The sequence below is a fragment of the Streptomyces sp. NPDC057565 genome, from assembly GCF_042801455.1.
GTDB classification, from domain to species: domain Bacteria; phylum Actinomycetota; class Actinomycetes; order Streptomycetales; family Streptomycetaceae; genus Streptomyces; species Streptomyces yanii.
Genome location: NZ_JBHVFU010000055.1, coordinates 26128 through 50393 on the forward strand (window position 1 = coordinate 26128; position 24266 = coordinate 50393).

The window sequence follows — 24266 nt, forward strand, 5'->3', positions numbered from 1 at the left end:
CCGTTGACGCGGCTCGACCACCGCTGATAAACCTTCGCTTCACCAGCTGGCGAACCAGAGATCAACCCGCCTTCTCCGTGCGAGTCATGACGCGAGGTCCCCGTCCATGGTCACAAGAGTCCCACCACCCTCCGCTCAGCCACGCTCACGTCTGCGTACCCTCCTGGCTTCCGGTGCCGCGGCCCTTGCCCTGGCCGCGGGGTCGATCGTCCCGGGGATGCCCCTCGGCGCCGCGCCCCAGCAGGCACAGGCCGCCGACAACGGCAAGACGACGCTGACTGTCGCGGTCGCGCAGAGCGTCGACTCACTGAGCCCGTTCCTCGCTCAGCGGCTCATGAGCACCAGCGTCCACCGGCTCATGTACGACTTCCTGACCAACTACGACGCCAAGGACAACCACACGATCCCCGGCCTCGCCACCAAGTGGGAGCCGTCCGCGGACAAGTTGACCTGGACGTACACCATTCGGTCCAACTCCAAGTGGTCGGACGGGCAGCAGGCCACCGCCGAGGACGCGGCGTGGACCTTCAACAAGATGATGACCGACGAGGGCGCCGCCACGGCGAACGGCAGCTTCGTCGCCAACTTCAGGAAGGTGACCGCGCCCAGCCCGGACAAGCTGGTCATCGAGCTCAAGGAACCGCAGGCCACCATGGCCGCGCTCGATGTGCCGATCGTTCCCAAGCACGTCTGGGAGAAGGTCGGGGACTTCTCGAAGTTCAACAACGACACGAAGTTCCCCATCGTGGGGAACGGGCCGTTCATCCTGACCGACTACAAGGTCGACCAGTATGTGAAGCTCAAGGCCAACAAGAACTTCTGGCGCGGTGCGCCCAAGTTCGACGAGCTGGTCTTCAAGACGTACAAGGACCAGGACGCCGCGGTCGCCGCGCTGCGCAAGGGTGAGGTGTCCTTCGTCGCGGGCGCCCCGGCGCTGACGCCCGCCCAGGCCGCGTCCCTCAAGGGCGACAAGAACATCAAGGTCAACGAAGGGCCGGGCCGCCGTTTCTTCGCACTGGCGACCAACCCGGGCGCGCAGACCAAGGACGGCAAGAAGTTCGGCAACGGCAACAAGGCCCTGCTCGACCAGAAGGTGCGTCAGGCGCTCTTCCTCTCGGTCGACCGCAAGACCATCATCGACAAGGTCTTCCAGGGGCACGCCGTCGAGGGCCAGGGGTACATCCCGCCGCGCTACGGGGACTATTTCTGGCAGCCGTCCGACAGCCAGACGCTGGCATACGACCCGGCCCGGGCGGCCAAGCTGCTCGACCAGGCGGGCTACAAGCTCAAGGGCGACCACCGTGTCGGCAAGGACGGCAAGCCGCTCGACCTGCGCATCCTGTGCCATGCCACGGACCCCAACGACAAGGCGATCGGCAAGTACCTCAAGGAGTGGTGGGGCAAGCTCGGCATCGGGCTGAAGGTGGACTGCCTCGACGACGTCTCCGTGCCCTGGTACGCCGGTGAGTACGACCTCGCGTTCGACGGCTGGTCCGTCAACCCGGACCCGGACTTCGTCCTCGGCATCCACACCTGCTCCGCCCTGCCCGCCAAGGCCAAGGAGAGCGCCGCCACGGACAACTTCATCTGCGACAAGACGTACGACGAGCTGTACAAGAAGCAGCTCGCCGAGTACGACCCGGTCAAGCGGGCGGACACCGTGAAGCAGATGGAGTCGTGGTTGTACGACTCCGGGTACATGAACATCATCGCGTACCCGAACGCGGTCGAGGCGTACCGGACGGACCAGATCAAGTCCATCACCACCATGCCCGAGGCGGCCGGCAACATCTACGGCCAGGATGGGTACTGGAGTTGGTGGTCGGCCGTTCCGACGGCCGACGGCAAGAGCGGTTCGGTCAGTGACAGCGGTGGCGACTCCACCGGTGTCGTCATCGGCATCGTCGTCGCCGTGGTGGTGCTCGCCGGTGGCGGGTTCCTCATCACGCGTCGCCGTCGCACCACGGCGGAGGACCGCGAATAATCACGCGAACGGGATGAGAGGGACCGGCAGCACGGGTTCGCGACACCCTCCCTGCCGGTCCCTCCAAGTGCAGCACGAGTAACGAGAGTTCCCCATGACAGCTGACAGCACTCCGGCGCTCGTGCAGAACGCGGATGCGGACACCGGCGGCCCGGCTCCGGCCGGGCCGTCGGCCGCCCGCGGCCCACGGGCGCGCAACACCAAGGCCTATCTCCAGTACGTGGCGGCCAAGATCGCGGGAGCGGTCGTCTCACTGTTCGCCGTTCTGGTCACCAGCTTCTTCCTCTTCCGGCTCATCCCCAGCGACCCTGTGAAGCAGATGACCGGCGGCCGCCGCGTCTCCGCCGAGCAGCTGGAGTCGCTCAGACACCAGTTCGGCCTCGACCAGCCGCTCTGGAAGCAGTTCACGAGTTACGTGGGTGACGCGCTGACCGGGGACTTCGGTACCTCGTTCCAGTTCCACGCCCCCGTCATCGACAAGATCACCGAGGCGCTCCCGGCAACGCTGCTGCTCACCGGCACGGCGTACGTCCTCTACACGGCGCTCGGCATCTGGCTGGGCACCCGTACGGCGTGGCGCAACGGGTCCCGCAGCGACCGCTTCAACACCGCGTTCGCGCTCACGCTGTACTCGGTGCCGTCGTTCTGGCTCGGTCTGCTGCTCATCATCGTCTTCTCGGTGGGCATCGGCCCGATCCCCGGCATGTTCCCGACGGGGGGCCTGGAGTCGGGAGGGGAGACCGGCTTCGCGTACGTCATCGATGTCGCCCATCACCTGGTGCTTCCCGTGATCACACTGGTCGCGGTCGGCTATGCGCAGACGCTCCTCGTGATGCGTTCCTCGCTCCTCGACGAGATGGGCAGCGACTATCTGACGACGGCCCGCGCGAAGGGGCTCCGTGACGATGTCGTACGGCGCAAGCACGCCGTCCCGAACGCGATGCTGCCGACATTCACACTGATGTTCGTGAACCTGGGGCATGTCGTGGCGGGCCAGATCCTGGTCGAGACGGTGTTCTCCTGGCCCGGTCTCGGCGGTCTCTTCTACCAGGGGCTCAGCGTTCCCGACCTCCCTCTCGTCCAAGGACTGTTCTTCGTCTTCGCCACTGCGGTGATCCTGGCGAACACCCTCGCCGACGTGCTGTATCCGCTGCTCGATCCCCGGGTGGGCCGATGACGACCGAACCATTGCCCGTGCAGAACGAAGCGGGCGTGACCACGAACCCGCGCGCCCTGGCCCGGGCCCGTAAGCGCCAGTCCCTGGCCCGCTTCTGGCGGGAGTACCGCACGCACCGGGGAGGCCTGTGGGGGCTGGCCGGGCTCATCCTGATCGCGCTGATCGCCGTGTTCGCGCCCACGCTGGCCGGCGCCGACTCGCAGAGCGTCACCGCCGCACCGGGCGGCGCACTCGAATCGCCCAGCGGAGAATTCCCGCTCGGTACCGACCAGTTCGGACGCAGCGTCCTGGCACTTCTGGTGTGGGGTGCGCGCGTCTCGCTCACCGTGGGACTGCTCGCCGCGTTCCTGTGCGTGGCGATCGGCACAGTCGTCGGTATCGTCGCGGGCCACTTCCACGGCTGGTACTCGACCGTGCTCATGCGGGTCACCGACTGGTTCCTGGTGATGCCGACCCTGGTTCTCGCGATCGCGCTCGCCACCGTGATGGACCGCTCCATCTGGACGATCATCATCGCGATCGGCGTCACAACCTGGCCGACCACGGCCCGGCTCGTCCGTGCCCAGACGCTCGCCGTGGAGTCACGCCCGTACATCGAGCGCGCCCGCGCGCTGGGCGGCGGGCACGGGCACATCATGATCCGCCATGTGCTGCCGAACGTGATGCCGCTGGTGCTGGCCCAGACCACCCTCGTGATCTCCAGCGCAATCCTCACCGAGGCCACGCTCGCCTTCCTCGGCCTCGGCGACCCGACCATCACCTCCTGGGGCGGCATGCTCCAGGACGCACGTGAGGCGGGCGCGGTGAGCGCGGGCGACTGGTGGTACCTGGCACCGCCCGGTGTCGCCATCGCCCTGGTGGCCCTGTCGTTCACTCTGTGCGGCCGCGCGATCGAGTCCGTCCTCAACCCCAGACTGGGGGTGGCCCGTTGAATACACCGAGCACACAGAAAGCGCCCCTGCTGGACGTCCGCGACCTCTCGGTCACGTACGCCGGCGGTGCCCGCGCGGTCCGCGGCGTGAACCTCACCGTCGACGCGGGCCAGAAGCTCGGCATCGCCGGGGAGTCGGGCTGCGGCAAATCCACCCTGGCGCTGGCGCTGCTGCGACTGCTGCCCGCCGGGACGAAGGTCTCCGGCCGGATCCTGCTGAACGGCGAGGACGTCCTCACCATGAAGTGGGGCCAGGTCAGGGCGGTGCGCTGGGCAGGAGCCTCGATCGTGTTCCAGGGCGCGATGCATTCGCTGAACGCCGTGCACCGCATCGGGGACCAGATCGCCGAGCCGATCCTGCTGCACAGGAAGGCCACCCCGTCCGGGGCGAAGAAGAAGGTCGGCGAACTCCTGGAGCAGGTGGGACTGCCGGCCTCCCGCGCCGACTCCTATCCGCACGAGCTCTCCGGGGGGCAGCGACAGCGCGTGATGATCGCGATGGCGCTCGCCTGCGATCCGGGCCTGATCATCGCCGACGAGCCGACGACCGCCCTCGATGTGATGATCCAGGCCCAGATCCTGCGCCTGATCGAGCAGCTGGTGTCCGAACAGGACCTGGGCCTGATCATGATCAGCCATGACTTGGCCGTACTCTCGGACACCTGTGACCGGCTCGCGGTGATGTACGCGGGCCGGGTCGTGGAGGAGGGCCCGGCGTCCCGGGTCTACGAGGACGCGCACCATCCGTACAGCAAGGCACTGTCGGGCGCGTTCCCGCGCATCGGGGACCCGGCGTCCCGGTTCGCGCCCCGAGGGCTGCCCGGCGATCCGCCCGACCCGTCGGCCCTGCCCACCGGCTGCACGTTCCATGCGCGCTGTCCGGTGGCGCTGGACTCCTGCACCACGCAGGACCAGGAGCTGCGGGAGTCGGATGCCCTGCGGCGGGCCGCCTGTGTGCTGGTGGAGCCGGGGGCGGCCGGCGCCGCGCCCCGGCACGGTGCCGAGGAAGCAAGGAGCACAACATGACCACCCCCACTCCCCTGCTGAGCGCGGAGGAACTGAAGGTCGCCTTCCCCGGCAGGCGCGGAGCCGCGACGGCGCGCGCGGTGGACGGTGTCGACCTGGACATCCGGCCGGGCGAGATCGTCGCGCTGGTCGGCGAGTCCGGGTGCGGCAAGACGACGCTGGCGCGTTCCCTGCTGGGGCTCGTCCCTCCGACGTCCGGCCGGGTCACGTTCGGCGGCAAGCCGCTCGCCTACTCGGGCCGTGCCCTCAAGGCGTACCGCAAGCGCGTCCAGCTCGTGCTGCAGGACCCCAGCGGCTCGCTCAACCCGCGGCACACGGTGTACGACGCGGTCGCGGAGGGGCTGCGGATCCACGGGTACGCGGGTGATGAACGGGCGGCGGTCGCGGAGGCGCTGTCGCGGGCGGGGCTGCGGCCCCCCGAGCGGTTCTTCCTGCGCTATCCGCACGAGCTGTCGGGCGGTCAGCGCCAGCGCGTCGTGATCGCGGGCGCCCTCGTCCTGGAACCGGAACTCATCGTTGCCGACGAACCCGTGGCCTCGCTCGACGCCTCGGTGCGCGGTGAGATCCTGGCCCTGCTGCTGCGGCTGAGGGACGAACTGGGACTGTCCGCACTGGTGGTCACGCACGACCTGGGGCTGGCGTGGAACATCGCCGACCGGGTCGCGGTGATGTATCTCGGCCGGATCGTGGAGACGGGCGAGGTCGAGCAGATCCTCACAGCTCCCCAGCATCCGTACACCCGGGCACTGCTGTCCGTGCTGCCGGAGGCCGAGGGCGATCCGGTGATCCTCACGGGCGAGCCGCCGGACCCGACCAAGGTGCCGTCCGGCTGCCGGTTCCATGCCCGCTGCCAGGTCCTCGCTTCCGGTGAGGCCGAGCGGGCGGGGGTGGCGGACGCCTGCCGTACGAAGGATCTTCCGGTGCTCGCGGGCAGCGGGGAGACGCAGGTGGCGTGCCACTGGGCGCACGCGACGGCGGGCGTGGAAGTCTGACGCCGCCCCCGCCCCGGACGGCTCCGGCCGGGACCGCGGGCAGCGGTCCCGGCCGGAGGCGTGCGCGAGGAAGGTCAGCCGCGGTCGTACGCCGCGGTCAGTTCGCCGGCCCGCTTCACATCGGCGGCCATCGCCACCAGCAGGTCGTCTATCGAGTCGAACTTCTGCATCCCGCGGACGTACGCGAGGAAGTCGACGGACACATGGAGCCCGTACAGATCAAGGCCGACGCGGTCGATCGCGTACGCCTCGACCGTCCGCTCCGTACCGTCGAACTGCGGGTTGGTGCCGACCGAGATCGCGGCGGGCATCGCCTCGTCGCCCACGTTCAGCCAGCCCGCGTACACGCCGTCGGCAGGGATCGCGGTGTGCGGCAGGGTCTCCACGTTCGCCGTCGGGAAGCCCAGTGCGCGGCCACGCTGCGCGCCGCGGACGACGATGCCCTCGACCCGGTGCGGGCGGCCCAGGACCTCGGCGGCGCCCGCCACATCGCCCGCGGCAACGAGCCTGCGGGTGAGGGTGGAGGAGAACGGCTCGCCGCCGCCCGCCTCGCCGCTCAGAACCAGATCGATGACCTCGACGCCGTAGTCGTACGTCGCGCCGAACTCGGTGAGCAGCTGCACGTTCCCCGCAGCCCTGTGACCGAACCGGAAGTTGGGGCCCTCGATCACGAGCTGCGCATGCAACTTGTCGACCAGCACCTTCACGATGAAGTCGGCGGGCGCCAGCTTCGAGAACTCGGTGGTGAACGGCAGGATCAGCAGCGCGTCCACGCCCAGCTCGGCCATCAGCTCCGCGCGCCGGTGGTGCGGGGCGAGCAGTGGCGGGTGGCTGCCGGGCCGTACGACCTCGCTGGGATGCGGGTCGAAGGTCACGACGACCGACGGCACGCCGAGCTCGCGCGCCCGGTCGACGGCTCTGCCGATGATCAGCTGGTGCCCGCGGTGCACCCCGTCGTAGGAGCCGATGGTGACGACGCTGCGTCCCCAGTCCTGGGGGATGTCCTCCAAGCCACGCCAGCGCTGCACTCTGACCGCTCCTCGCCCGAACCTGTGTACGTGGGTGTATCTCTTATGCAGGTCTAAGACTGCCATGCCCACGACCCGCGGCCTGCATCGGCATCGGCATCGCGGTGGACACCGCCTCCACGGTCCGCCGCGCACCGGGGCCGATGACCGCCGCCCACTCCTGCGGGGCATCGGCCAGCCACCCGGTGACCAGTTCCGCAAATCCGGGCACGTCCCGGGCCAATTCGACCAGCCGACGGTCGAAACGGGCGGCGCCTTCAGCGGTGCGGACCAGCAGCATCCCGGTGCGGTGGACGAGCGCCCGGGTACGAACCGGCGCACGCCGGTCGGATCCGTGGGCCGCCGCGCAGAGCAGCGCGTCGAGGACGACCGGGTCCCGGTGGGCGCCCTGCTCGAACTCCAGCAGGACTTCCAGCAGCTCGGCCCGCGCTGCCCCGGAGGCGGGCGTCCCCGGCGCGGCGAGTACCCGGGCGAGCGCACCGCGCACGGACGCTGAAGCGGGCCGGTCCCGCAGCAGGCCGGTCACCAGGGGCAGCAGCAGCGCACGGGCGGCGGGCCCGCGCTCCAGCCTGCGGTCGAGGTACCCGGCCACGTGCGCGCCGCCGTCCGGATGGTTGTCGGCGTACGCCCGCACCAGCCCGGCCGCGTGCAGGGCCAGCGCCGGGGCGTCGATCCCGGCGAGGGAGCGCAGCGCCTCACCCGCACCGTCCCCGGACCGGGTGAGCCGGTCCCGGAACGCGCCGATCACCGGCTCGCGATGCGTCGGCAGGGCGACGGCGAGCTCTGCCGCGGACAGATGGGGATCGCCCCGCACGAAGACCCGCAGGGCCTGGGGCAGATACCGGTCCCTGGTGTCCGGATCACGCACCAGGAGGACGAGCGCGGCCCCGTGCAGATCGACGTCGCCGGGGCGGGCCAGCAGGGAGAGCGCGGAGCGGCGCAGGAGTTCACGGTCGGTGTCGCGGGTGGCGTGCGGTGCGGTGACGAGTCCGAACGAGGCGGCGGCGACGCGCCGGGCCCGCCGGACGTCGTCGCGCGCCCAGCGATCGACGGCCCGGCAGAGCACGGCCGGCTCGTCCTCGGCGAGCGTGGCGAGCAGCTCGTCTGCGCGGGGATGCACGGTCGCGACGAGGGCGTCGGTCAGGTCGTCGACGGCGAGGTCACGGCGGGCATACAGCAGCGCCTGCGCGGCGGCGGCCACGGTCCGCCGCGTCGCCGCACCGTCCTCGGCGGGCAGCGGGCGCTCATCGGTGAACCAGAGGCAGAGCAGGGGCTGCACGGTCCGGGGCTGGGCGACGAGCCGCCGGGCCACCACGTCCAGAAACCGCTCCTCCCCGGTGCCGCCGCCCTCACCGGCGTCGTCGTCACCGTCTCGGCCGGTGTCCTGGTCGCGGCCGCCGTCCCCGCGCGGCGGACCGTCCGCGGGCACGAGCCGCCTCAGCAGATCGATCCGGTCCGCCTCGGGCAGCCGCAGCCGCCGCCAGAACCACGGGCCGAACTCGCCGTACGCCCCGAGCGCACCGGCGCGTCGGACGATGTGCCCCGTGAGCAGCCGGGCCACCCCGAGGTACGGCCTGGCGTCGGGCACCCTGAGCAGCGTCTCCGCGAGCAGGTGGGCGGCCCACCAGGAGGCATCGCGCAGCGGCCCGGTCCTCTCGGCGCTGTCGGCCGGTGCCCGGCCCCCGGTTCCCCCGTCCGTCCGTGTCGACAGCCGGTCCATCGCCTCGATCAGTTCGGCCAGCCGGTGGGCGAGCGCGGCGGGGCCCTGACGGCGGCCCAGGAGCAGGAGTGCCTGGATCACCGGGCCGATCCGATGACGCGGTACGGGGAGCGTGCGGGGCTCCCGCGACGCCACCGGCGCTGTCGGTTCGGCATCGGGCAGTGCCCGGCGACTGCCCGGCTGCGGGCTCAGGGGTGCCGGGACACGCTCCTGCGCCGCCCTCACCTGCCGGCCCGGCTCCTCCGCGTGCCACCGGTGCACCAGGGCCCGCAGCGCCGCGTCCAGGTCCAGATGCGCGCCCTGCACCCAGTCCCCCAGCTCCTCGTGGGCGAAGCGGTAACCCGCACCCGCCGGAACGAGCAGCCCCTCGGCGAGGACCGCCGGGGCCCAGCCCGTGCGCCAGGGGAAGACCTCCTCGAACGCCGCCCGGTCCAGTTCCCCCTGTCCCGGTCCCAGACAGCGCCGTGCGGCCTCGTGGACCCGTCCGGCAACCTTGCGCGGCCAGCCGGCGCACCGCCGTGCCTCTGAGGGCCGGGCGGGACGCCTCGGCGACGCGGACCGCGATGCGCAGGCACATCAGGTCCAGATGGGCGCCGAAGACGTCCTCCGAGTCCGGCTGCCCGGGCACGTCCGCGGGGAGCGCCCTGCGTACCTCGGCGAGCAGCCGCAGGGTGAGCGGGTGCCGGTCGTGGCCTGGGGCGAGGGCATCGGACGGGAGGGCGTAGCGCCCCCTGGCCTGTTCGGCCTGGCTCGCGGTGAGATCGCCCAGGCGCACGGCGGACGGAAGTCCGCGGGCCGGACCGGCGGGGCGGTGCAGCGCGTCGGGCGGGCAGAACGCACCGGCGGTCTCCCAGTGCTCGGGCCGGCAGGCGACCACGAGGCGCACCCCGTTGTCCCGCAGCCATCCGACCGTTCCGGCGGTCCACCGGTCCAGCCGGTGGGCGAGGAGGGGCGGCATCTCCTCGGGGCCGTCCAGCAGGACGAGCAGCGGGGCTCCCGAGTCCGCGGCAAGCCGTGCCACCCGCTCGGGAGTGGCGGTCGCCATGTCGCCCCCGGCCCCGGCCGCGGTGACGATCCGACCGGCCCGGCCGAGCGTACGGGCGATCGCGTCGGCCACCGAGGCGTCGTCGGCCAGCAGGTCCGCGCCACGCAGCCAGACGGTGAGGACGGGGCCGGAGCCGCGGGCGCGACGGGCGGCGAGCGCGGCGAGTTCGGTGGTGCGGCCGGTACCCGGCACTCCCACGAGGCCGAGGACGACCTCGGGACGCTCCCCGGCCGCCGTGAACGCCGTGAACTCCGCCGTGGTGTCGGGGCGTTCGACGGGGTCGGGCCAGGTGCTGGGACCTCCTGCCGAACCGATCGACATCGCGGTGAGCTGCAGGGCGCCCGCAAGGTTGAGGTCACGCCCGTACCCGGGGACGCTTGTCGCGTTGCGCCGCAGCAGCGCGCCCAGCGGCCCTTCGGCTTCCCCGCCCGTGAGCGGCACCGCCAAGCCGGCGGCAGCGTGTGGGGCGCGCAGGGCGGTGCAGAGCACCGCGATGACAGCGCCGGTCTGCGGATCGAGCACGGGCCCGCCGATTGCAGCGCCACGCATCCGCAGGGCGTCGCTGCCGTCCGTGCCGAGCGCCAGTTCCAGGGCGGCGCCGACCCGGTGGGAACGGCCGGCCACGCCGTACGTCACGGGCACCACGCCCAGCACCCGCGCCTGGCGCCACCCATGGGCGGCGATGCGTACGTACGTACCCGGCTCGATCCGGTCCCGCAGGACGATCGGCAGCGGCTCCACACCGAGCACGTCGAGCCCCCCGGTGTGCACGAGCGCGAGGTCCAGCTCCGGGAGCGCGGTGATCGCCCCGGCCCCGACGGAGCGCCTCCGGCCACCTGTTCCGTACAGGACAAGCCGGGCAAGTCCGTCGACCGCTTCATGACTGGTCACGACCGTGCCGCGGTCGTCCGCGACGAACCCCGTCCCCCGCGGCCGGCCGGTCGGATCGCAGATACGTACCAGCGTCGGCCGGTCCCCGCTTCCCATGGTCCGACGTTAGGTCGGCGATGATCGGCGCGAGAAGCGCTCGGAGCAAAAGCGCCCCCGAGTGCACCCCTGAATCACTCCGAGCGCCTGCCCATTCAGGTGAATCAGTGGGTTTCGGTGGACAGACCCCAGAGGAGGGGATCGTGGAGCGGGCACGGGGGCTGCCCGCTCCACGATGGGGATCCGGATCTGCGACCGGCGGAACCCGTCCCGTCAGGCGAAGACGGCAAGGCTCCTGGCCTTGCCCTTCTGTTCCTCGACGAGCACCAGGAAGGTCCCGTCGGGCCCGAAGACCGCGACCGGCCCCGGCGGGTACGAGGGCATGTCCAGCCGCACGCCGTTCAGCAGCAGCCTGGCCCGCTTCTCGTCCACGTCCCAGCGCGGGAACGCCGCGGCGGCGGCCTCCGCGACCGGCATCACGGTCAGCTTCTCCTGATGCTGATCGAGCGTCCGCGCCGCATCGAGACCGTACGGACCGACGCGGGTGCGCCGCAGCGCGGTCAGATGCCCGCCGACGCCGAGCCCGGCGCCGAGATCGCGGGCGAGGGCACGGATGTACGTACCGGAGGAGCAGACGACGGAGACGACCAGGTCGACGACCGGCGTCCCGTCCTCCGCGACCGCCTCGCGGACGTCGTAGACGTTGAAGGACGAGATGGTCACCGGCCGGGCCGGGATCTCGAACTCCTCGCCACCGCGCACCCGGGCGTACGAGCGCTTTCCGTCGATCTTGATGGCACTGACCTTGGACGGCACCTGCATGATCGCGCCGGTCAGTGCGGCGACACCCGCGTCGATGCCCTCACGCGTGACGCCCGACGCGTCGGTGGACGACGTGATCTCGCCCTCCGCGTCGTCCGTGACGGTGTCCTGGCCGAGGCGGATCGTGCCGAGGTACTCCTTCTCGGTCAGCGCGAGGTGACCGAGCAGCTTGGTGGCCTTCTCGACGCCGAGCACGAGAACGCCCGTCGCCATCGGGTCCAGCGTGCCGGCGTGGCCGACGCGGCGGGTGCGGGCGATGCCGCGCATCTTGGCGACGACGTCGTGCGAAGTGAAGCCGGACGGCTTGTCGACGATGACAAGGCCGTCCGGCGTCTTGTTCTGCTGTGTCATTCGGAGGCTGAGCCCTCGTTCTCGTCGGACTCGTCGGCGGCATCCTCCGGCTTGCGGTACGGGTCCGCGTCGCCCGCGTACTTCGCACCGGTCGACACCTCGCGCACCTGCGCGTCCTTGGCCCGCGCCTTGTCGAGGAGGTCCTCGATGGTGCGTGCGTTGTCCGGCAGTGCGTCGGGGACGAAGGCCAGGGTCGGCGTGAACCGGACCCCGGTCTGCCGGCCGACCTCGGACCGGAGCACGCCCTTGGCGCTCTCCAACGCCGCGGCGGAGGCCGCCCGCTCCTCGTCGTCGCCGTAGACCGTGTAGAAGACCGTGGCCTCCCGCAGGTCGCCGGTGACCCGGGCGTCCGTGATCGTCACGAATCCGAGCCGCGGATCCTTGATACGCCGGTCCAGGGTCTCCGCGACCACGACCTGGATGCGATCGGCCAGCTTTCGGGCCCGCGCGTTGTCGCTCACCGGTCCGTCACTCTTCCTTCTGGGGGTTGCTTACGGTCCGACGCTTCCGGCGTCCTGCGCTTCCGCGTCGGACGATTTCACGTCTGACAGTTCTGACGTTGTTCAGTCTTCGTCGCTGTGCAGCCGCCGTCGAACCGACAGCAGCTCCACCTCGGGCCGGGCGGCCACCAGCCGCTCGCACCGGTCCAGTACGTCCGTGAGGTGTCCGGTGTCCCCGGAGACCACGGCAAGACCGATCTCGGCCCTGCGATGGAGATCCTGTCCGCCCGTCTCCGCCGCACTCACCGCGTACTTGCGCTGGAGCTCGGCGACGATGGGACGGACGATGGAGCGTTTCTCCTTCAACGACCGTACGTCGCCGAGGAGCAGATCGAAGGACAGTGTCCCCACATACATGGATGTCCGGATGTCCCGCCGGTTCGGGTTCGCGTCCTGCCAGCGCTTGGCAGGGACACAAGAACCGTACACGGAACGGCCGGGGCCGATCGACGGAAATATGACCCGTCGACCGGCCCCGACTGTTGAGGTACGGGTCAGCCTCGCGGCTTCTCGCGCATCTCGTACGTCGCGATGACGTCGTCGATCTTGATGTCGTTGAAGTTTCCGAGGTTGATACCACCCTCGAAGCCTTCGCGGATCTCGGTGACGTCGTCCTTGAAGCGGCGCAGACCGGAGATGTTGAGGTTCTCCGCGATGACCTTGCCATCGCGCAGCAGGCGCGCCTTGGTGTTGCGCTTGACCTCGCCGGACCGGACCAGCACACCGGCGATGTTGCCCAGCTTGGACGAGCGGAAGATCTCGCGGATCTCCGCCGTACCGAGCTCGACCTCTTCGTACTCCGGCTTGAGCATGCCCTTGAGGGCCGCTTCGATCTCTTCGATCGCCTGGTAGATGACCGAGTAGTACCGGACGTCCACACCTTCGCGCTCGGCCATCTGCTGCGCACGCCCTGCGGCGCGCACATTGAAGCCGATCACGATGGCGTCGGAGCCGGTCGCCAGGTCGATGTCCGACTCGGTGACCGCACCCACACCGCGGTGCAGGACCCGGATGTCGACCTCGTCACCGACGTCGAGCTGGAGCAGCGAGGACTCGAGAGCCTCCACCGAACCGGACGCGTCGCCCTTGATGATGAGGTTGAGTTCCTGGACCAGACCGGCCTTGAGCGCCTCGTCGAGGTTCTCCAGGGAGAACCGGACACCCTTGCGGGCGAAGTTGGCGTTGCGCTCACGGGCGGCACGCTTCTCGGCGATCTGACGGGCCGTACGGTCCTCGTCGACGACCAGGAAGTTGTCGCCGGCGCCCGGGACATTGGTGAGACCGAGGACGAGGACGGGGGTCGACGGACCCGCTTCCTCGACGTTCTCACCCTTGTCGTCGAGCATCGCGCGGACTCGGCCGTACGCGTCGCCGACCACCATCGTGTCGCCGACCCGCAGCGTGCCTCGCTGGACCAGGACGGTCGCAACGGCACCGCGGCCGCGGTCGAGATGGGACTCGATCGCAATACCCTGCGCGTCCTGCTCCGGGTTGGCCCGCAGGTCGAGCGAGGCATCGGCGGTGAGGACGACGGCCTCCAGAAGAGCCTCGATGTTGAGGCCCTGCTTGGCGGAGATGTCGACGAACATCGTGTCGCCGCCGTACTCCTCGGCCACCAGACCGAACTCGGTGAGCTGACCGCGCACCTTGGTCGGGTCTGCACCCTCGACGTCGATCTTGTTGACCGCGACCACGATCGGCACGTCGGCCGCCTTGGCGTGGTTCAGCGCCTCGATCGTCTGGGGCATCACACCGTCGTTCGCCGCCACCACGAGGATCGCAATGTCGGTGGACTTCGCACCACGGGCACGCATGGCGGTGAACGCCTCGTGACCCGGGGTGTCGATGAAGGTGATCCTGCGGTCCTCACCGTTGACCTCGGAGGAGACCTGGTACGCACCGATGTGCTGCGTGATGCCGCCGGCCTCGCCCGCAACGACGTTCGTCTTGCGGATCGCGTCCAGCAGTCGGGTCTTACCGTGGTCGACGTGACCCATGACGGTCACGACCGGCGGACGCGAGACCAGAGCCTCTTCGCCGCCCTCGTCCTCGCCGAACTCGATGTCGAAGGACTCGAGCAGCTCGCGGTCCTCCTCCTCGGGGCTGACGATCTCGAGGACGTAGTTCATCTCCTCGGCCAGCAGCTTCAGCGTCTCGTCCGAGACCGACTGCGTGGCGGTGACCATCTCGCCGAGGTTCATCATCACGGCGACGAGCGACGCCGGGTTGGCGTTGATCTTCTCCGCGAAGTCGGTGAGGGAGGCACCGCGCGACAGACGGACAGCCTGCCCGTTGCCGCGGGGCAGCATGACGCCGCCCACCGACGGGGCCTGCATGGCCTCGTACTCCTGGCGCCTCTGCCGCTTCGACTTGCGACCACGACGCGCCGGACCGCCGGGACGGCCGAACGCACCCTGTGTGCCACCACGGCCACCGGGGCCGCCGGGACGTCCACCGAAGCCGGGACGACCGCCGAAGCCGCCGCCACCACCGGGACGGCCTGCGCCGCCACCGCCACCGCCGCCACCGGGACGACCGGCGAAGCCGCCGCCACCGCCACCGGGACCGGCCGGACGACCGGCGAAGCCGCCGCCGGGACGACCTGCACCGCCGCCGGGACGGCCTGCGCCGCCACCGGGACCACGGCCACCGCCGGGGCCACCACCGGGACGCGGACCGGCAGCGGGACGCTGCGGCATCATGCCCGGGTTCGGACGGTTACCACCGGGCGCACCGCCCGGACGCGGAGCCTGCGGACGGGGCATGCCGCCCGGAGTCGGACGGGCACCGCCCTGGCCCTGCGGACGCGGGGCGCCGCCGGGGCCGCCCTGCGGACGCGGGGCGCCGGGACGCTCCTGGCCGCCACCGGGACGCGGGGCGCCACCGGGGCGGGGCGCCTGCGGACGGGCCATGCCCGTCGAGCCACCGGAGGTGAAGGGGTTGTTGCCCGGACGGGGACCGGCCGGACGGGCGCCGCCGGGACGCGGGGCGCCCTGGCCTGCGGGACGGGCCGGACGGTCGCCACCACGGCCACCGTCGCGCTCGCCACCACGGCCGCCGTCACGCTGACCGCCGGCCGGGGCCGGACGGGCGGGGCGAGGACCGGGGGTGGCACCCGCGGGACGCGGGGCCTGCTGCGGCGCGGCCGGCTGGGCCGGGGCCGGAGCGGAAAACTCTGCCGCGGGCACCGGGGTGACCGGAGCGGGCTTCGGCGCGGGCTTGGGACCCGGACGCGGGCCCGCCGACGGCGCGGAAGGCGCGGCAGCGGAAGGGGTGCTGCTGGGGGCCTCGGCTGCGGCCGGCTTGGGGGCCGGGGCGCCGGGCTTCGGGGCAGCGGGACGTGCCGCAGCGGCCGGGGAGGGCGCTGCGGGCTTGACGGGCGCGGCCTTGCGGGGCGCGCCAGGCTTCGCAGCGGACTTGCCGGCGTTGCCGCCGGGCCCCTGCAGTGCGTCAGTCAACTTGCGTACAACCGGCGCCTCGATCGTCGAGGACGCCGAACGGACGAATTCACCGAGTTCTTGGAGCTTGGCCATGACGACCTTGCTCTCGACGCCGAACTCCTTGGCGAGTTCGTATACCCGGACCTTAGCCACTTCGCTCCTTTTAGGTCCGGGTTACCGCCGGACCGTCGCTACTTCATGGGCGTACTCATCGCGTACTCATCGAGTGCTCATCGCAATCTCGACCTACTTCCAACTCGCGAGGTACCTGACCGCACGGGGTCCCGTGCCGTTCTAGTTTCTTACGGTGTCACCCGCTCGACATACCGCTGCAGTGCCGCGGAATCGAACGGCCCCTTGGCCTTGAAGGCCCGAGGGAATGCCCGACGGCGAACCGCCAGATCGAGACAGACAGTGACGGGGTGCACATATGCACCCCGGCCGGGCAGCGTACCGCGAGGATCGGGGACGCACGCGTCCTCATCCATCACGATGCGCAGCAGCTCGCTCTTGGCCGCTCGCTCCCGGCATCCCACACAGGTTCGCTCAGGGCAAGCGCGGGCGTGCGTCCGGCCAGACACGATTAAGTCTACCTCCCCGCACCGACCTCACCCCTTTGGGGCAAAAATCGAACGGATGTTGTCGTGATCTCAGCGGCATGCCGCATGGATTTATTCCCGGGCACCGCGTCGGTCCCGTACTCCGGACCCGGGACCGACCGGTCTCCGGACCGTTTCGGTCCATCGTCCGGACGGACGCCGGTCCACTGCTCGGACCGGCGCCGGTCCCGTACCGGTTCAGCCCCGCTCGGACCGGTCCCGGACCCGCTCGGCCCGCTCGCGGTCGGCGATGTCCCGCTCGGCGTCGGTCTCGGTGTCCGGGCGGATGTCGATGCGCCAGCCGGTGAGGCGGGCGGCGAGGCGGGCGTTCTGCCCCTCCTTGCCGATGGCGAGCGAGAGCTGGTAGTCGGGGACCGTGACCCGGGCGGACCGCGCTCCGAGATCCACGACCTCGACCTTGCTCACCCGGGCGGGCGACAGCGCGTTGGCAACCATCTCGGCCGGGTCGTCCGACCAGTCCACGATGTCGATCTTCTCGCCGTGCAGCTCGGCCATGACGTTACGTACGCGTCCGCCCATCGGCCCGATGCAGGCGCCCTTGGCGTTCAGACCCGAGCGGGTCGAACGGACCGCGATCTTGGTGCGGTGGCCGGCCTCGCGGGCGATCGCGCAGATCTCGACGGAACCGTCGGCGATCTCCGGGACCTCCAGCGCGAAAAGCTTCTTGACCAGATTGGGGTGCGTCCTGGAGAGGGTCACGGACGGACCGCGGACGCCCTTGGCGACGCGCACGACATACGTACGCAGCCGCAGCCCGTGGGTGTAGTCCTCGCCCGGCACCTGCTCCTGCACCGGCAGGATCGCTTCGAGCTTGCCGATGTCGACCAGGACGTTCTTCGGGTCCTTGCCCTGCTGGACGACACCGGTGACGACATCACCCTCGTGGCCCGCGTACTCGCCGAACGTCTTGTCGTCCTCGGCGTCGCGCAGCCGCTGCAGGATGACCTGCTTGGCGGTGGTCGCGGCGATCCGGCCGAAGCCGGACGGGGTGTCGTCGAACTCCTTCGGCTCCTGGCCCTCTTCGAGGTCGGCCGGGTCCTCCTTCGCCCACACCGTCACATGGCCGCGCTCGTTGAGCTCCACGCGCGCACGGCGGTAGCTCCCGTCGGTGCGGTGGTAGGCGATGAGGAGGGCCGACTCGATCGCCTCGACGAGCACGTCGAAGGGGATCTCCTTGTCCTGTGCCAAGCCCCTCAAGAGCTTCACATCGATGTCCACGGCTACGCCTCCTCTTCCTTCTTGTCCTTGCGGTTGAATTCGATCTCCACGCGCGCCTTGGCGATCCCGTCGAAGGGGACCCGGCGGGACGTGGGCTTGCGACCCTTGACGCCCGGCACTTCGAGGTCGAGCCCCTCGTCGTCGACGGCGATGATGCGGGCGACCAGCTCGCCGCCCTCATGCAGCTGCAGCTTGGCCAGGCGGCCGGTGGCGCGTACGTAGTGGCGGTGCTCCGTCAGCGGACGGTCGGCACCGGGAGAGCTCACTTCGAGGACGTACTCGTCCTCACCCATCGCGTCGGTCTCGTCGAGCTTCTCGGAGATCGCGCGGCTCAGCTCCGCACAGGCGTCGAGCTCCACGCCCTCGTCGGAATCCACGACGATGCGCAGCACACGTCGGCGGCCGGCCCGGGACACCTCGATCTCTTCAAGATCCAGCTGCTTGGCGCTGACGAGCGGTTCGAGCAGCCCGCGCAGCCTCTCGCTCTGGGTGGTGCTCATCCGGGTGACTCCTCGGCCGCGTGTGCTGTTGTGTGGTTCGTCGCGTGTCAGGTCAAAGGGTATCCGGTCCCGAGGGGTGTTGCCGTCCGCCGACCGGTCGGCCGCGGGTACGCTCGCCTGCGGTGATCACTTCAGGACAGATCCAGTCAGGACAGATCAACGCCCGAAGGAGAACAGGTGCGGCGCACGGGGACGACGCGCAGGGATGCGCTCACCGTAACGGGAGCGTTCGCCCTGGGAGCGGCGCTGGCCGGCTGTGGGGACGGCGACAGCGGCGAGGGCCGAAAGGGTTCTGCGCCGGCCGGTGCGCGGGAGTCGGCGGCGAAGGCGGAGAGCGCGCTGCGATTGAGGGCCGCGCGCACGAGCGGCACCCTGCTCGCCCAGTACGAGCAGGTCGTCACGGCCCATCCGGCGACCGCGGCCGGGCTCGCACCGCTGCGTGATGCCGTACGGGCCCATACGGAGGCACTGTCGCCCGGGGCGGACGGGACGACGCGGCCGCGTGCCGACGAGACCACGGGCACGACCGCGATGCGCGGCGCGGACCGGGCACCGGCCGTTTCGGGTTCACCCGCCCCCTCGGGTTCGCCCACCGTTTCGGATTCTCCCGCCGCCGATGCCAGGACCGCCGTCAAGGAACTGGCCGCGGCGGAACGCCGCACCGCCGACACCCACACGGCGACACTCCTCACAGCGCCACCCGAGCTGGCCCGGCTGCTCGCGTCGATCGCGGCCGCCGGAGCAGCCCACGCCTATCTGTTGACCGAACTGGCCAAGGAGACCTCGTCATGAGTGCACAGACGCTGCAGGCGGCGCAGGCGGCGCTCGCCGCCGAGCATGCGGCGGTGTACGGGTACGGGGTGGTCGGCGGCCGGGTCGCCGACGGCCGCCGGGCGGAGGCTACGGCCGCCTACCACCAGCACCGGGCCCGGCGCGACGCACTGATGCGGACCGTGCGTGACCTGGGCGGTGAGCCGGTGGCGGCGGAGTCCGCGTACGCTCTGCCGTTCGCGGTGCCGGATTCGGCAGCAGCGGTGAAGCTCGCCGCCGTGCTGGAGGACCGGATCGCGGGCGTCTACTCCGACCTCGTACGGGCTGCCGGGGGGCCGCTCAGGCGAGAGGCCGCCGACGCGCTGCGGGAGGCCGCGGTGCGTGCGGTGCGCTGGCGGGGCAGCGGCGTAACCTTTCCCGGACTCACCGAGCGGTCCGCCGGCGGCACCGCCTGAGCGGGCGGGCCCGCAGGGCTGATGCGAAGTCCGGGACCGGTCCGACGGACGTGACCGATGCGAAGACCGGTACCGGTCCGACGCACTCATGAAGGCTCTGAAAGGGAACACAGCACGTATGGGTTTCGAACCGCCGCAGCGTCTGGTGCGAGCGCTCGGCGAAGTGCACGGGGAGAGGGCCGCCGCCGACTGGCTGGCGCGGCTCCCCGAGCTGATCAACGAGTCGCTGTCGGCCAACGGGCCGGAGCTGGCTCTCGAGCGTGTGGCTGCCCCCGGTGGGCGCAGCAGCCTCGTTCTGCTGGTGCGCCGCGCCGACGGCACCCCGGCCGTGCTCAAGATCGCTCCGGCCGGAGCGGCGCCCGACCTGGAGCAGGCGGCGCTGGCGCACTGGAACGGCTGGGGAGCCGTCCGGCTCCTCGGCTCCGGCGGCGAGGCACTGCTGCTGGAACGGCTGCATCCCGAGGTGTCGCTGCGCTCATTGCCGGAGGCGAAGGCACTCCTGGAAGCGGCGGGTACGGTACGACGGCTGTGGGTCGAGCCGCCCGACGGGCACTCCTTCGAGACGGTCGCCGAGCGGACCGGCCGGTGCACGGACCCGATGCGGGCCGCCGCCGCGGCCGACCCGGCGCTCGAACCTCTGGTCTCCGCGGCCCTGGCCGCGCGGGAGGAGCTCGTCGCCCACTCCCCCGAAGTCCTGCTGCTGCACGGCAACTTCCGCCAGAGCAAGGTGCTGGCTGGGGAACGGGCGCCCTGGCTGACCGTCGGCCCCGAGCCGTTGGTCGGCGAGCGTGCCTACGACCTGGCGCGGCTGGTACGGGACCGGGTGGAGGACCTCATCGCCTCGCCGGGCGGCCCCGTGACGGCCCGTCGCCGGATCAACAAGCTCGCGGACTCACTGGACGTGGACCGGGAACGGCTCCACGGCTGGACGTTGTTCCGTGCGGTGGAGTCGGGCACCCGCGCGCTGACCGTCGGCCGTCGTCAGGAAGGCGAACTGTCGCTGGAGTTCGCGGGCTGGCTGTAGGCGCCGGCCCCGCCCTCGCAGAACGGCCGAAGGCCCCCGTGCTGTCGGACAGCACGGGGGCCTTCGGCAATTCCGGGTGTCAGCCCTGGGCGACGAGACGAGCGATCGCCTCGTCGACCGTGAGCTCCTCGCGCTCGCCCGTACGGCGGTCCTTGAGCTCCAGGACGCCCTCGGCCGAGCGGCGGCCCGCGACCAGGATCTTCGGGACCCCGATCAGCTCGGCGTCGGTGAACTTCACACCGGGCGAGACGCCCGCACGGTCGTCGACCAGGACCCGCACGCCCGCGGCGCCGAGCTTCTCGGCGACGTCGAGGGCCAGCTCGGTCTGGAGCGCCTTGCCCGCGGCGACGAGATGGACATCGGCCGGGGCGATCTCGCGGGGCCAGCAGAGACCCTGCGCGTCGGCGGTCTGCTCGGCGAGAGCGGCAACGGCGCGGGAGACGCCGATGCCGTACGAGCCCATGGTGACCCGTACCGGCTTGCCGTTCTGGCCGAGCACATCGAGCTGGAACGCGTCCGCGAACTTGCGGCCCAGCTGGAAGATGTGGCCGATCTCGATGGCACGGTCCAGCTTGAGGCCTGTTCCGCACCTGGGGCACGGGTCACCCGCCTCGACCACGACGACGTCGAGGTAGTCGTCGACCTCGAAGTCGCGGCCGCAGACGACGTTCTTCGCGTGCGTGCTGGGCTTGTTGGCGCCGGTGATCCAGGCGGTGCCGGGGGCGATGCGCGGGTCGGCGATGTAGCGGACCTTCTCCAGACCCTGCGGGCCGACGTAGCCACGTACCAGGTCGGGACGGCCCTCGAAGTCCTCTGCGGTGACCAGCTCGACCACGGCGGGGGCGAGGTGCTCGCCGAGCTTGCCGAGGTCGACCTCGCGGTCGCCGGGCACGCCCACGGCGACGATCTCGCCGTCGACCTTGACCAGGAGGTTCTTCAGGGTCGCGGAGGCCGGGACACCGAGGTGCGTCGCGAGCGTCTCGATGGTCGGGGTGTCGGGGGTGTCCAGCTCCTCGACGGGGCCGTGTGCCGAGCCGTCCGCGGGGGTGGCCTTGAAGGTCACGGCCTCCGTGTTGGCCGCGTAGTCGCAGGCGGGGCAGTCGACGAAGGTGTCCTCACCGGCCGGAGCGGGCGCCAGGAACTCCTCGGACGCCGAGCCGCCCATCGCACCGGAGACCGCGGAGACGATGCGGTGGTCGAGACCGAGCCGCTCGAAGATGCGGATGTAGGCGGCGCGGTGCAGCTGGTAGGCCTCGATGAGACCCTCGTCGGTGGTGTCGAAGGAGTAGGAGTCCTTCATCTGGAACTCGCGGCCGCGCAGCACACCGGCGCGGGGGCGGGCCTCGTCGCGGTACTTGGTCTGGATCTGGTACAGGATCACGGGCAGGTCCTTGTAGGACGTGATCTGATCCTTGACGACCTGGGTGAAGATCTCTTCGTGGGTGGGGCCGAGGAGGTACTCGGCGCCCTTGCGGTCCTTGAGCCGGAACAGCAGGTCGCCGTACTCGTCGTAGCGACCGCTCGCGTCGTACGACTCCTTGGGCAGCAGCGCGGGCAGCAGGACTTCCTGGCCGCCGATGGCGTCCATCTCCTCGCGCACGACGCGGGTGATGTTCTCCAGGACCTTCTTGCCCAGGGGCAGCCAGGTCCAGATGCCGGCCGCGGTGCGGCGTACGTAACCGGCCCGGACGAGCAGCTTGTGGTTGAGCGTCTCGGCGTCCGCCGGGTCGTCGCGCAGTGTCTTGATCATCAATCGGGACATGCGCTGGACCTGGGCCATGATGAACTCCTGCTCGGAAGGGTGATGTGCAGGAGGTTAGCCGGGTGGCGGGGGCGGGCGGAAATCGATTGGTTCAGCCCCGGTCCCGGCGACGCAGCGGAAGAGGCGCTCCCATCACCGCGTACGGCTTGGGAGCGCTGGGAAACAGCACCTGCCGGGCCAGGTCCCGGTAGCCGAGAGTGCGATACAGACCACGTGCCGGGCTCTCCGTGTCGATGGCGGAGAGGATGGAGCGCGGCTGATCGACGGCGTCCGTGATGGTGGTGATCAGGGTGCGGCCGATGCCCCGGTTCTGGAACTCCGGGTGGACATGCAGTTCGGTGATCACGAAGGAGTCGTCGAGCCAGTCCTCGGAGCCGGTGGCCCGCAGATAGGGCTCGACGACGGTGGACCACCAGTGGCCGCGTTCGTTGGGCATGCCGTAGACGAACCCGACGAGGCGGCCGGTCGCGGTGGTGGCGCCGAGGGCGCGGGCGCAGGGGTGCTCGAGGTGTCTGAGGACGATATGGCGACGTACCTGGACCTCGTCGTGACCGAGACCGAAAGCGACGGCCTGCACGGCAAGCGCCTCGTCCACCCGCGCGGCGAGATCGATCGGCCCGACCAGAACGCTGGGAGTGCGGGCGCCGCCCCCTGAATCAGCTGCCATGCGCCGAACCCTACTGTCCGCGCCGGGCTGGGGATACGTGTCAGGAGTGCTCGCGGCTACGGAGAGGAGCGCTGCCGACGGCGGCGTCGGGCGCTCATGTCGACGAGGCCGTGCCGCTCCCGGCCATTTCGTCTCGGTCAGAAAAGCACGCTCATGAACGCCCCGACCTCACGGAAGCCGACCCGCGTGTATGCCCTGCGGGCCGCGGTGTTGTAGTCGTTCACGTACAGGCTGACGACCGGTGCGACATCGGCCAGTGCATAGCACAGGACCGCTGCCATCCCGGTCTCGGAGAGGCCGCGGCCGCGGTGTTCGGGGGCGACCCAGACGCCCTGGATCTGGCAGGCCTGCGGGGTGGCAGCGCCGATCTCCGCCTTGAAGACGACCTTGCCGTCCTCGATCCGGGCGAAGGAGCGGCCGGTGCCGATGAGTTCGGCGACGCGTGCCTGGTAGAGGAGTCCGCCGTCACCGGCCAGCGGCGAAATGCCCACCTCCTCGGTGAACATGGCCACGCAGGCCGGCATCAGGATCTCTATCTCGTCCTTGCGGATGCGGCGTACCAGTGGGTCGGGCGTCACACCGGCGGCAGGGTGCTCGGTGACCATGAGCGGCTGGTTGGCCCTGACCTCGCGGGCGGGACCCCAGCCCGGCTCGAGCAGCCGCCAGAGCTGGGCGGTGGGCTCGGCGGGGCCCACGATCGAGGAACAGCGGCGGCCCGCCCGACGGGCCCGGTCGGCGAACGCCCTGACGGCCTCGGGGGTGGCACAGATGGGTACGAGATTGGCACCGGAGTAGCAGAGCGAACGCAGTATGCCGTCCGCGTACCAGCCCCACATCTCGCCGCCGAGGCGCCAGGGATCGAGCCCTGCGATCTGGACCCGGGACGTCACGAAGGCATTGGCGACGGGGTCGCTCTCCAGGATGGCGAGCGCGGCGCCGAGGTCGCTGGGTTCGAGGACCCGGGTGGTGGTCTGCGTCAACACAAGGGGGCCTCACCATGCGGTCTGCTGATTTCCGCACTGTACCGAAAGAGGCTGGCAGGCGCCGCCCCATGCCCGTCAACAGCCTGCACGGCCGCCGTGAGGTCTCTCACGACCGTGCCCCGCCCGACAGCTTGTTCGTCGGACGGGGCACGGTCACAGGACAAGAATTCGGCCTCAGCCGATGGAGACCTCGGGCTCGCCGGAGGCGATGCCGTCCTTCTCCATCTGCTCGGCGATCTTCAGGGCTTCCTCGATGAGCGTCTCGACGATCTTCGACTCGGGAACCGTCTTGATGACCTCGCCCTTGACGAAGATCTGCCCCT

Annotated in this window: 19 protein-coding genes and 2 pseudogenes; 8 read left to right on the plus strand and 13 right to left on the minus strand. The window is 70.8% G+C overall.

The features are described 5' to 3' along the window. Positions 1–106 precede the first annotated feature (106 nt). From ACFU8W_RS42400 to ACFU8W_RS42420, 5 genes are all read left to right on the plus strand, one after another. The gene (locus tag ACFU8W_RS42400; protein WP_384049738.1) at positions 107–1984 is read left to right on the plus strand and encodes an ABC transporter substrate-binding protein; all 1878 of its coding nucleotides are present in this window, start codon (positions 107–109) and stop codon (positions 1982–1984) included. A gap of 94 nt (positions 1985–2078) precedes the next feature. Then, positions 2079–3161, plus strand: coding sequence for an ABC transporter permease (locus ACFU8W_RS42405; RefSeq protein WP_384049741.1), 1083 nt, complete (start codon positions 2079–2081; stop codon positions 3159–3161). Continuing rightward, positions 3158–4093: an ABC transporter permease gene (locus tag ACFU8W_RS42410; RefSeq protein WP_384049744.1), complete on the plus strand. Its 936-nt coding sequence runs from the start codon at positions 3158–3160 to the stop codon at positions 4091–4093. The genes ACFU8W_RS42405 and ACFU8W_RS42410 overlap by 4 nt, the downstream gene beginning before the upstream one ends. Continuing rightward, positions 4090–5118 (plus strand): ABC transporter ATP-binding protein, encoded by a 1029-nt coding sequence (locus tag ACFU8W_RS42415; RefSeq protein ID WP_384049746.1) that lies wholly within the window; start codon positions 4090–4092, stop codon positions 5116–5118. The genes ACFU8W_RS42410 and ACFU8W_RS42415 overlap by 4 nt, the downstream gene beginning before the upstream one ends. After that, positions 5115–6110, plus strand: coding sequence for an oligopeptide/dipeptide ABC transporter ATP-binding protein (locus tag ACFU8W_RS42420; RefSeq protein ID WP_384049749.1), 996 nt, complete (start codon positions 5115–5117; stop codon positions 6108–6110). The genes ACFU8W_RS42415 and ACFU8W_RS42420 overlap by 4 nt, the downstream gene beginning before the upstream one ends. Positions 6111–6184: 74 nt before the next feature. On the opposite strand, the gene ACFU8W_RS42425 is transcribed toward ACFU8W_RS42420, so the two are convergent. From ACFU8W_RS42425 to rimP, 9 genes and pseudogenes are all read right to left on the minus strand, one after another. Next, positions 6185–7138, minus strand: coding sequence for a bifunctional riboflavin kinase/FAD synthetase (locus tag ACFU8W_RS42425; RefSeq protein ID WP_345514431.1), 954 nt, complete (start codon positions 7136–7138; stop codon positions 6185–6187). 43 nt (positions 7139–7181) lie between these two features. Beyond that, positions 7182–10890: pseudogene (locus ACFU8W_RS42430) on the minus strand (trypsin-like peptidase domain-containing protein). Between the two features lie 213 nt (positions 10891–11103). After that, a complete protein-coding gene (gene truB / locus ACFU8W_RS42435; RefSeq protein ID WP_345514432.1) occupies positions 11104–12003 on the minus strand; it encodes a tRNA pseudouridine(55) synthase TruB in 900 nt (299 codons plus the stop codon). Further along, positions 12000–12464: a 30S ribosome-binding factor RbfA gene (gene rbfA, locus ACFU8W_RS42440; RefSeq protein ID WP_266980906.1), complete on the minus strand. Its 465-nt coding sequence runs from the start codon at positions 12462–12464 to the stop codon at positions 12000–12002. The genes truB and rbfA overlap by 4 nt, the downstream gene beginning before the upstream one ends. A 102-nt stretch (positions 12465–12566) precedes the next feature. Continuing rightward, a complete protein-coding gene (locus ACFU8W_RS42445; RefSeq protein WP_030933278.1) occupies positions 12567–12860 on the minus strand; it encodes a DUF503 domain-containing protein in 294 nt (97 codons plus the stop codon). A 137-nt stretch (positions 12861–12997) separates the two neighbouring features. After that, positions 12998–16096 (minus strand): translation initiation factor IF-2, encoded by a 3099-nt coding sequence (gene infB, locus ACFU8W_RS42450; RefSeq protein ID WP_345514433.1) that lies wholly within the window; start codon positions 16094–16096, stop codon positions 12998–13000. Between the two features lie 149 nt (positions 16097–16245). Beyond that, on the minus strand, positions 16246–16524 hold the full coding sequence (locus ACFU8W_RS42455) for a YlxR family protein (RefSeq protein WP_327244073.1): 279 nt from the start codon (positions 16522–16524) through the stop codon (positions 16246–16248). Positions 16525–16740: 216 nt separating this feature from the next. Further along, a complete protein-coding gene (gene nusA / locus ACFU8W_RS42460; RefSeq protein ID WP_345514435.1) occupies positions 16741–17781 on the minus strand; it encodes a transcription termination factor NusA in 1041 nt (346 codons plus the stop codon). A gap of 2 nt (positions 17782–17783) precedes the next feature. Continuing rightward, positions 17784–18281 (minus strand): ribosome maturation factor RimP, encoded by a 498-nt coding sequence (rimP, locus tag ACFU8W_RS42465; protein ID WP_345514436.1) that lies wholly within the window; start codon positions 18279–18281, stop codon positions 17784–17786. Between the two features lie 177 nt (positions 18282–18458). Here rimP and ACFU8W_RS42470 point away from each other — a divergent pair, with 177 nt between their 5' ends. The 3 genes from ACFU8W_RS42470 (at position 18459) to ACFU8W_RS42480 (ending at position 20531) form a co-directional block, all read left to right on the plus strand. Then, positions 18459–19073, plus strand: coding sequence for a hypothetical protein (locus ACFU8W_RS42470; RefSeq protein ID WP_384049757.1), 615 nt, complete (start codon positions 18459–18461; stop codon positions 19071–19073). Beyond that, on the plus strand, positions 19070–19507 hold the full coding sequence (locus tag ACFU8W_RS42475; protein ID WP_384049760.1) for a ferritin-like domain-containing protein: 438 nt from the start codon (positions 19070–19072) through the stop codon (positions 19505–19507). The genes ACFU8W_RS42470 and ACFU8W_RS42475 overlap by 4 nt, the downstream gene beginning before the upstream one ends. Positions 19508–19625: 118 nt before the next feature. Further along, positions 19626–20531, plus strand: a complete 906-nt coding sequence (locus ACFU8W_RS42480) for an aminoglycoside phosphotransferase family protein (protein WP_384049763.1) — start codon at positions 19626–19628, stop codon at positions 20529–20531. 79 nt (positions 20532–20610) lie between these two features. On the opposite strand, the gene ACFU8W_RS42485 is transcribed toward ACFU8W_RS42480, so the two are convergent. From ACFU8W_RS42485 to ACFU8W_RS42500, 4 genes and pseudogenes are all read right to left on the minus strand, one after another. Next, positions 20611–22311, minus strand: coding sequence for a proline--tRNA ligase (locus tag ACFU8W_RS42485; RefSeq protein WP_384049765.1), 1701 nt, complete (start codon positions 22309–22311; stop codon positions 20611–20613). 73 nt (positions 22312–22384) lie between these two features. Then, complete coding sequence (locus tag ACFU8W_RS42490) at positions 22385–22960, minus strand: GNAT family N-acetyltransferase (RefSeq protein WP_266980923.1); 576 nt, start codon at positions 22958–22960, stop codon at positions 22385–22387. A 137-nt stretch (positions 22961–23097) separates the two neighbouring features. Beyond that, positions 23098–23943 (minus strand): GNAT family N-acetyltransferase, encoded by an 846-nt coding sequence (locus ACFU8W_RS42495; protein ID WP_384049769.1) that lies wholly within the window; start codon positions 23941–23943, stop codon positions 23098–23100. Between the two features lie 174 nt (positions 23944–24117). Then, positions 24118–24266 (minus strand): annotated as a pseudogene (locus ACFU8W_RS42500) (4-hydroxy-3-methylbut-2-en-1-yl diphosphate synthase); the annotation flags it as partial.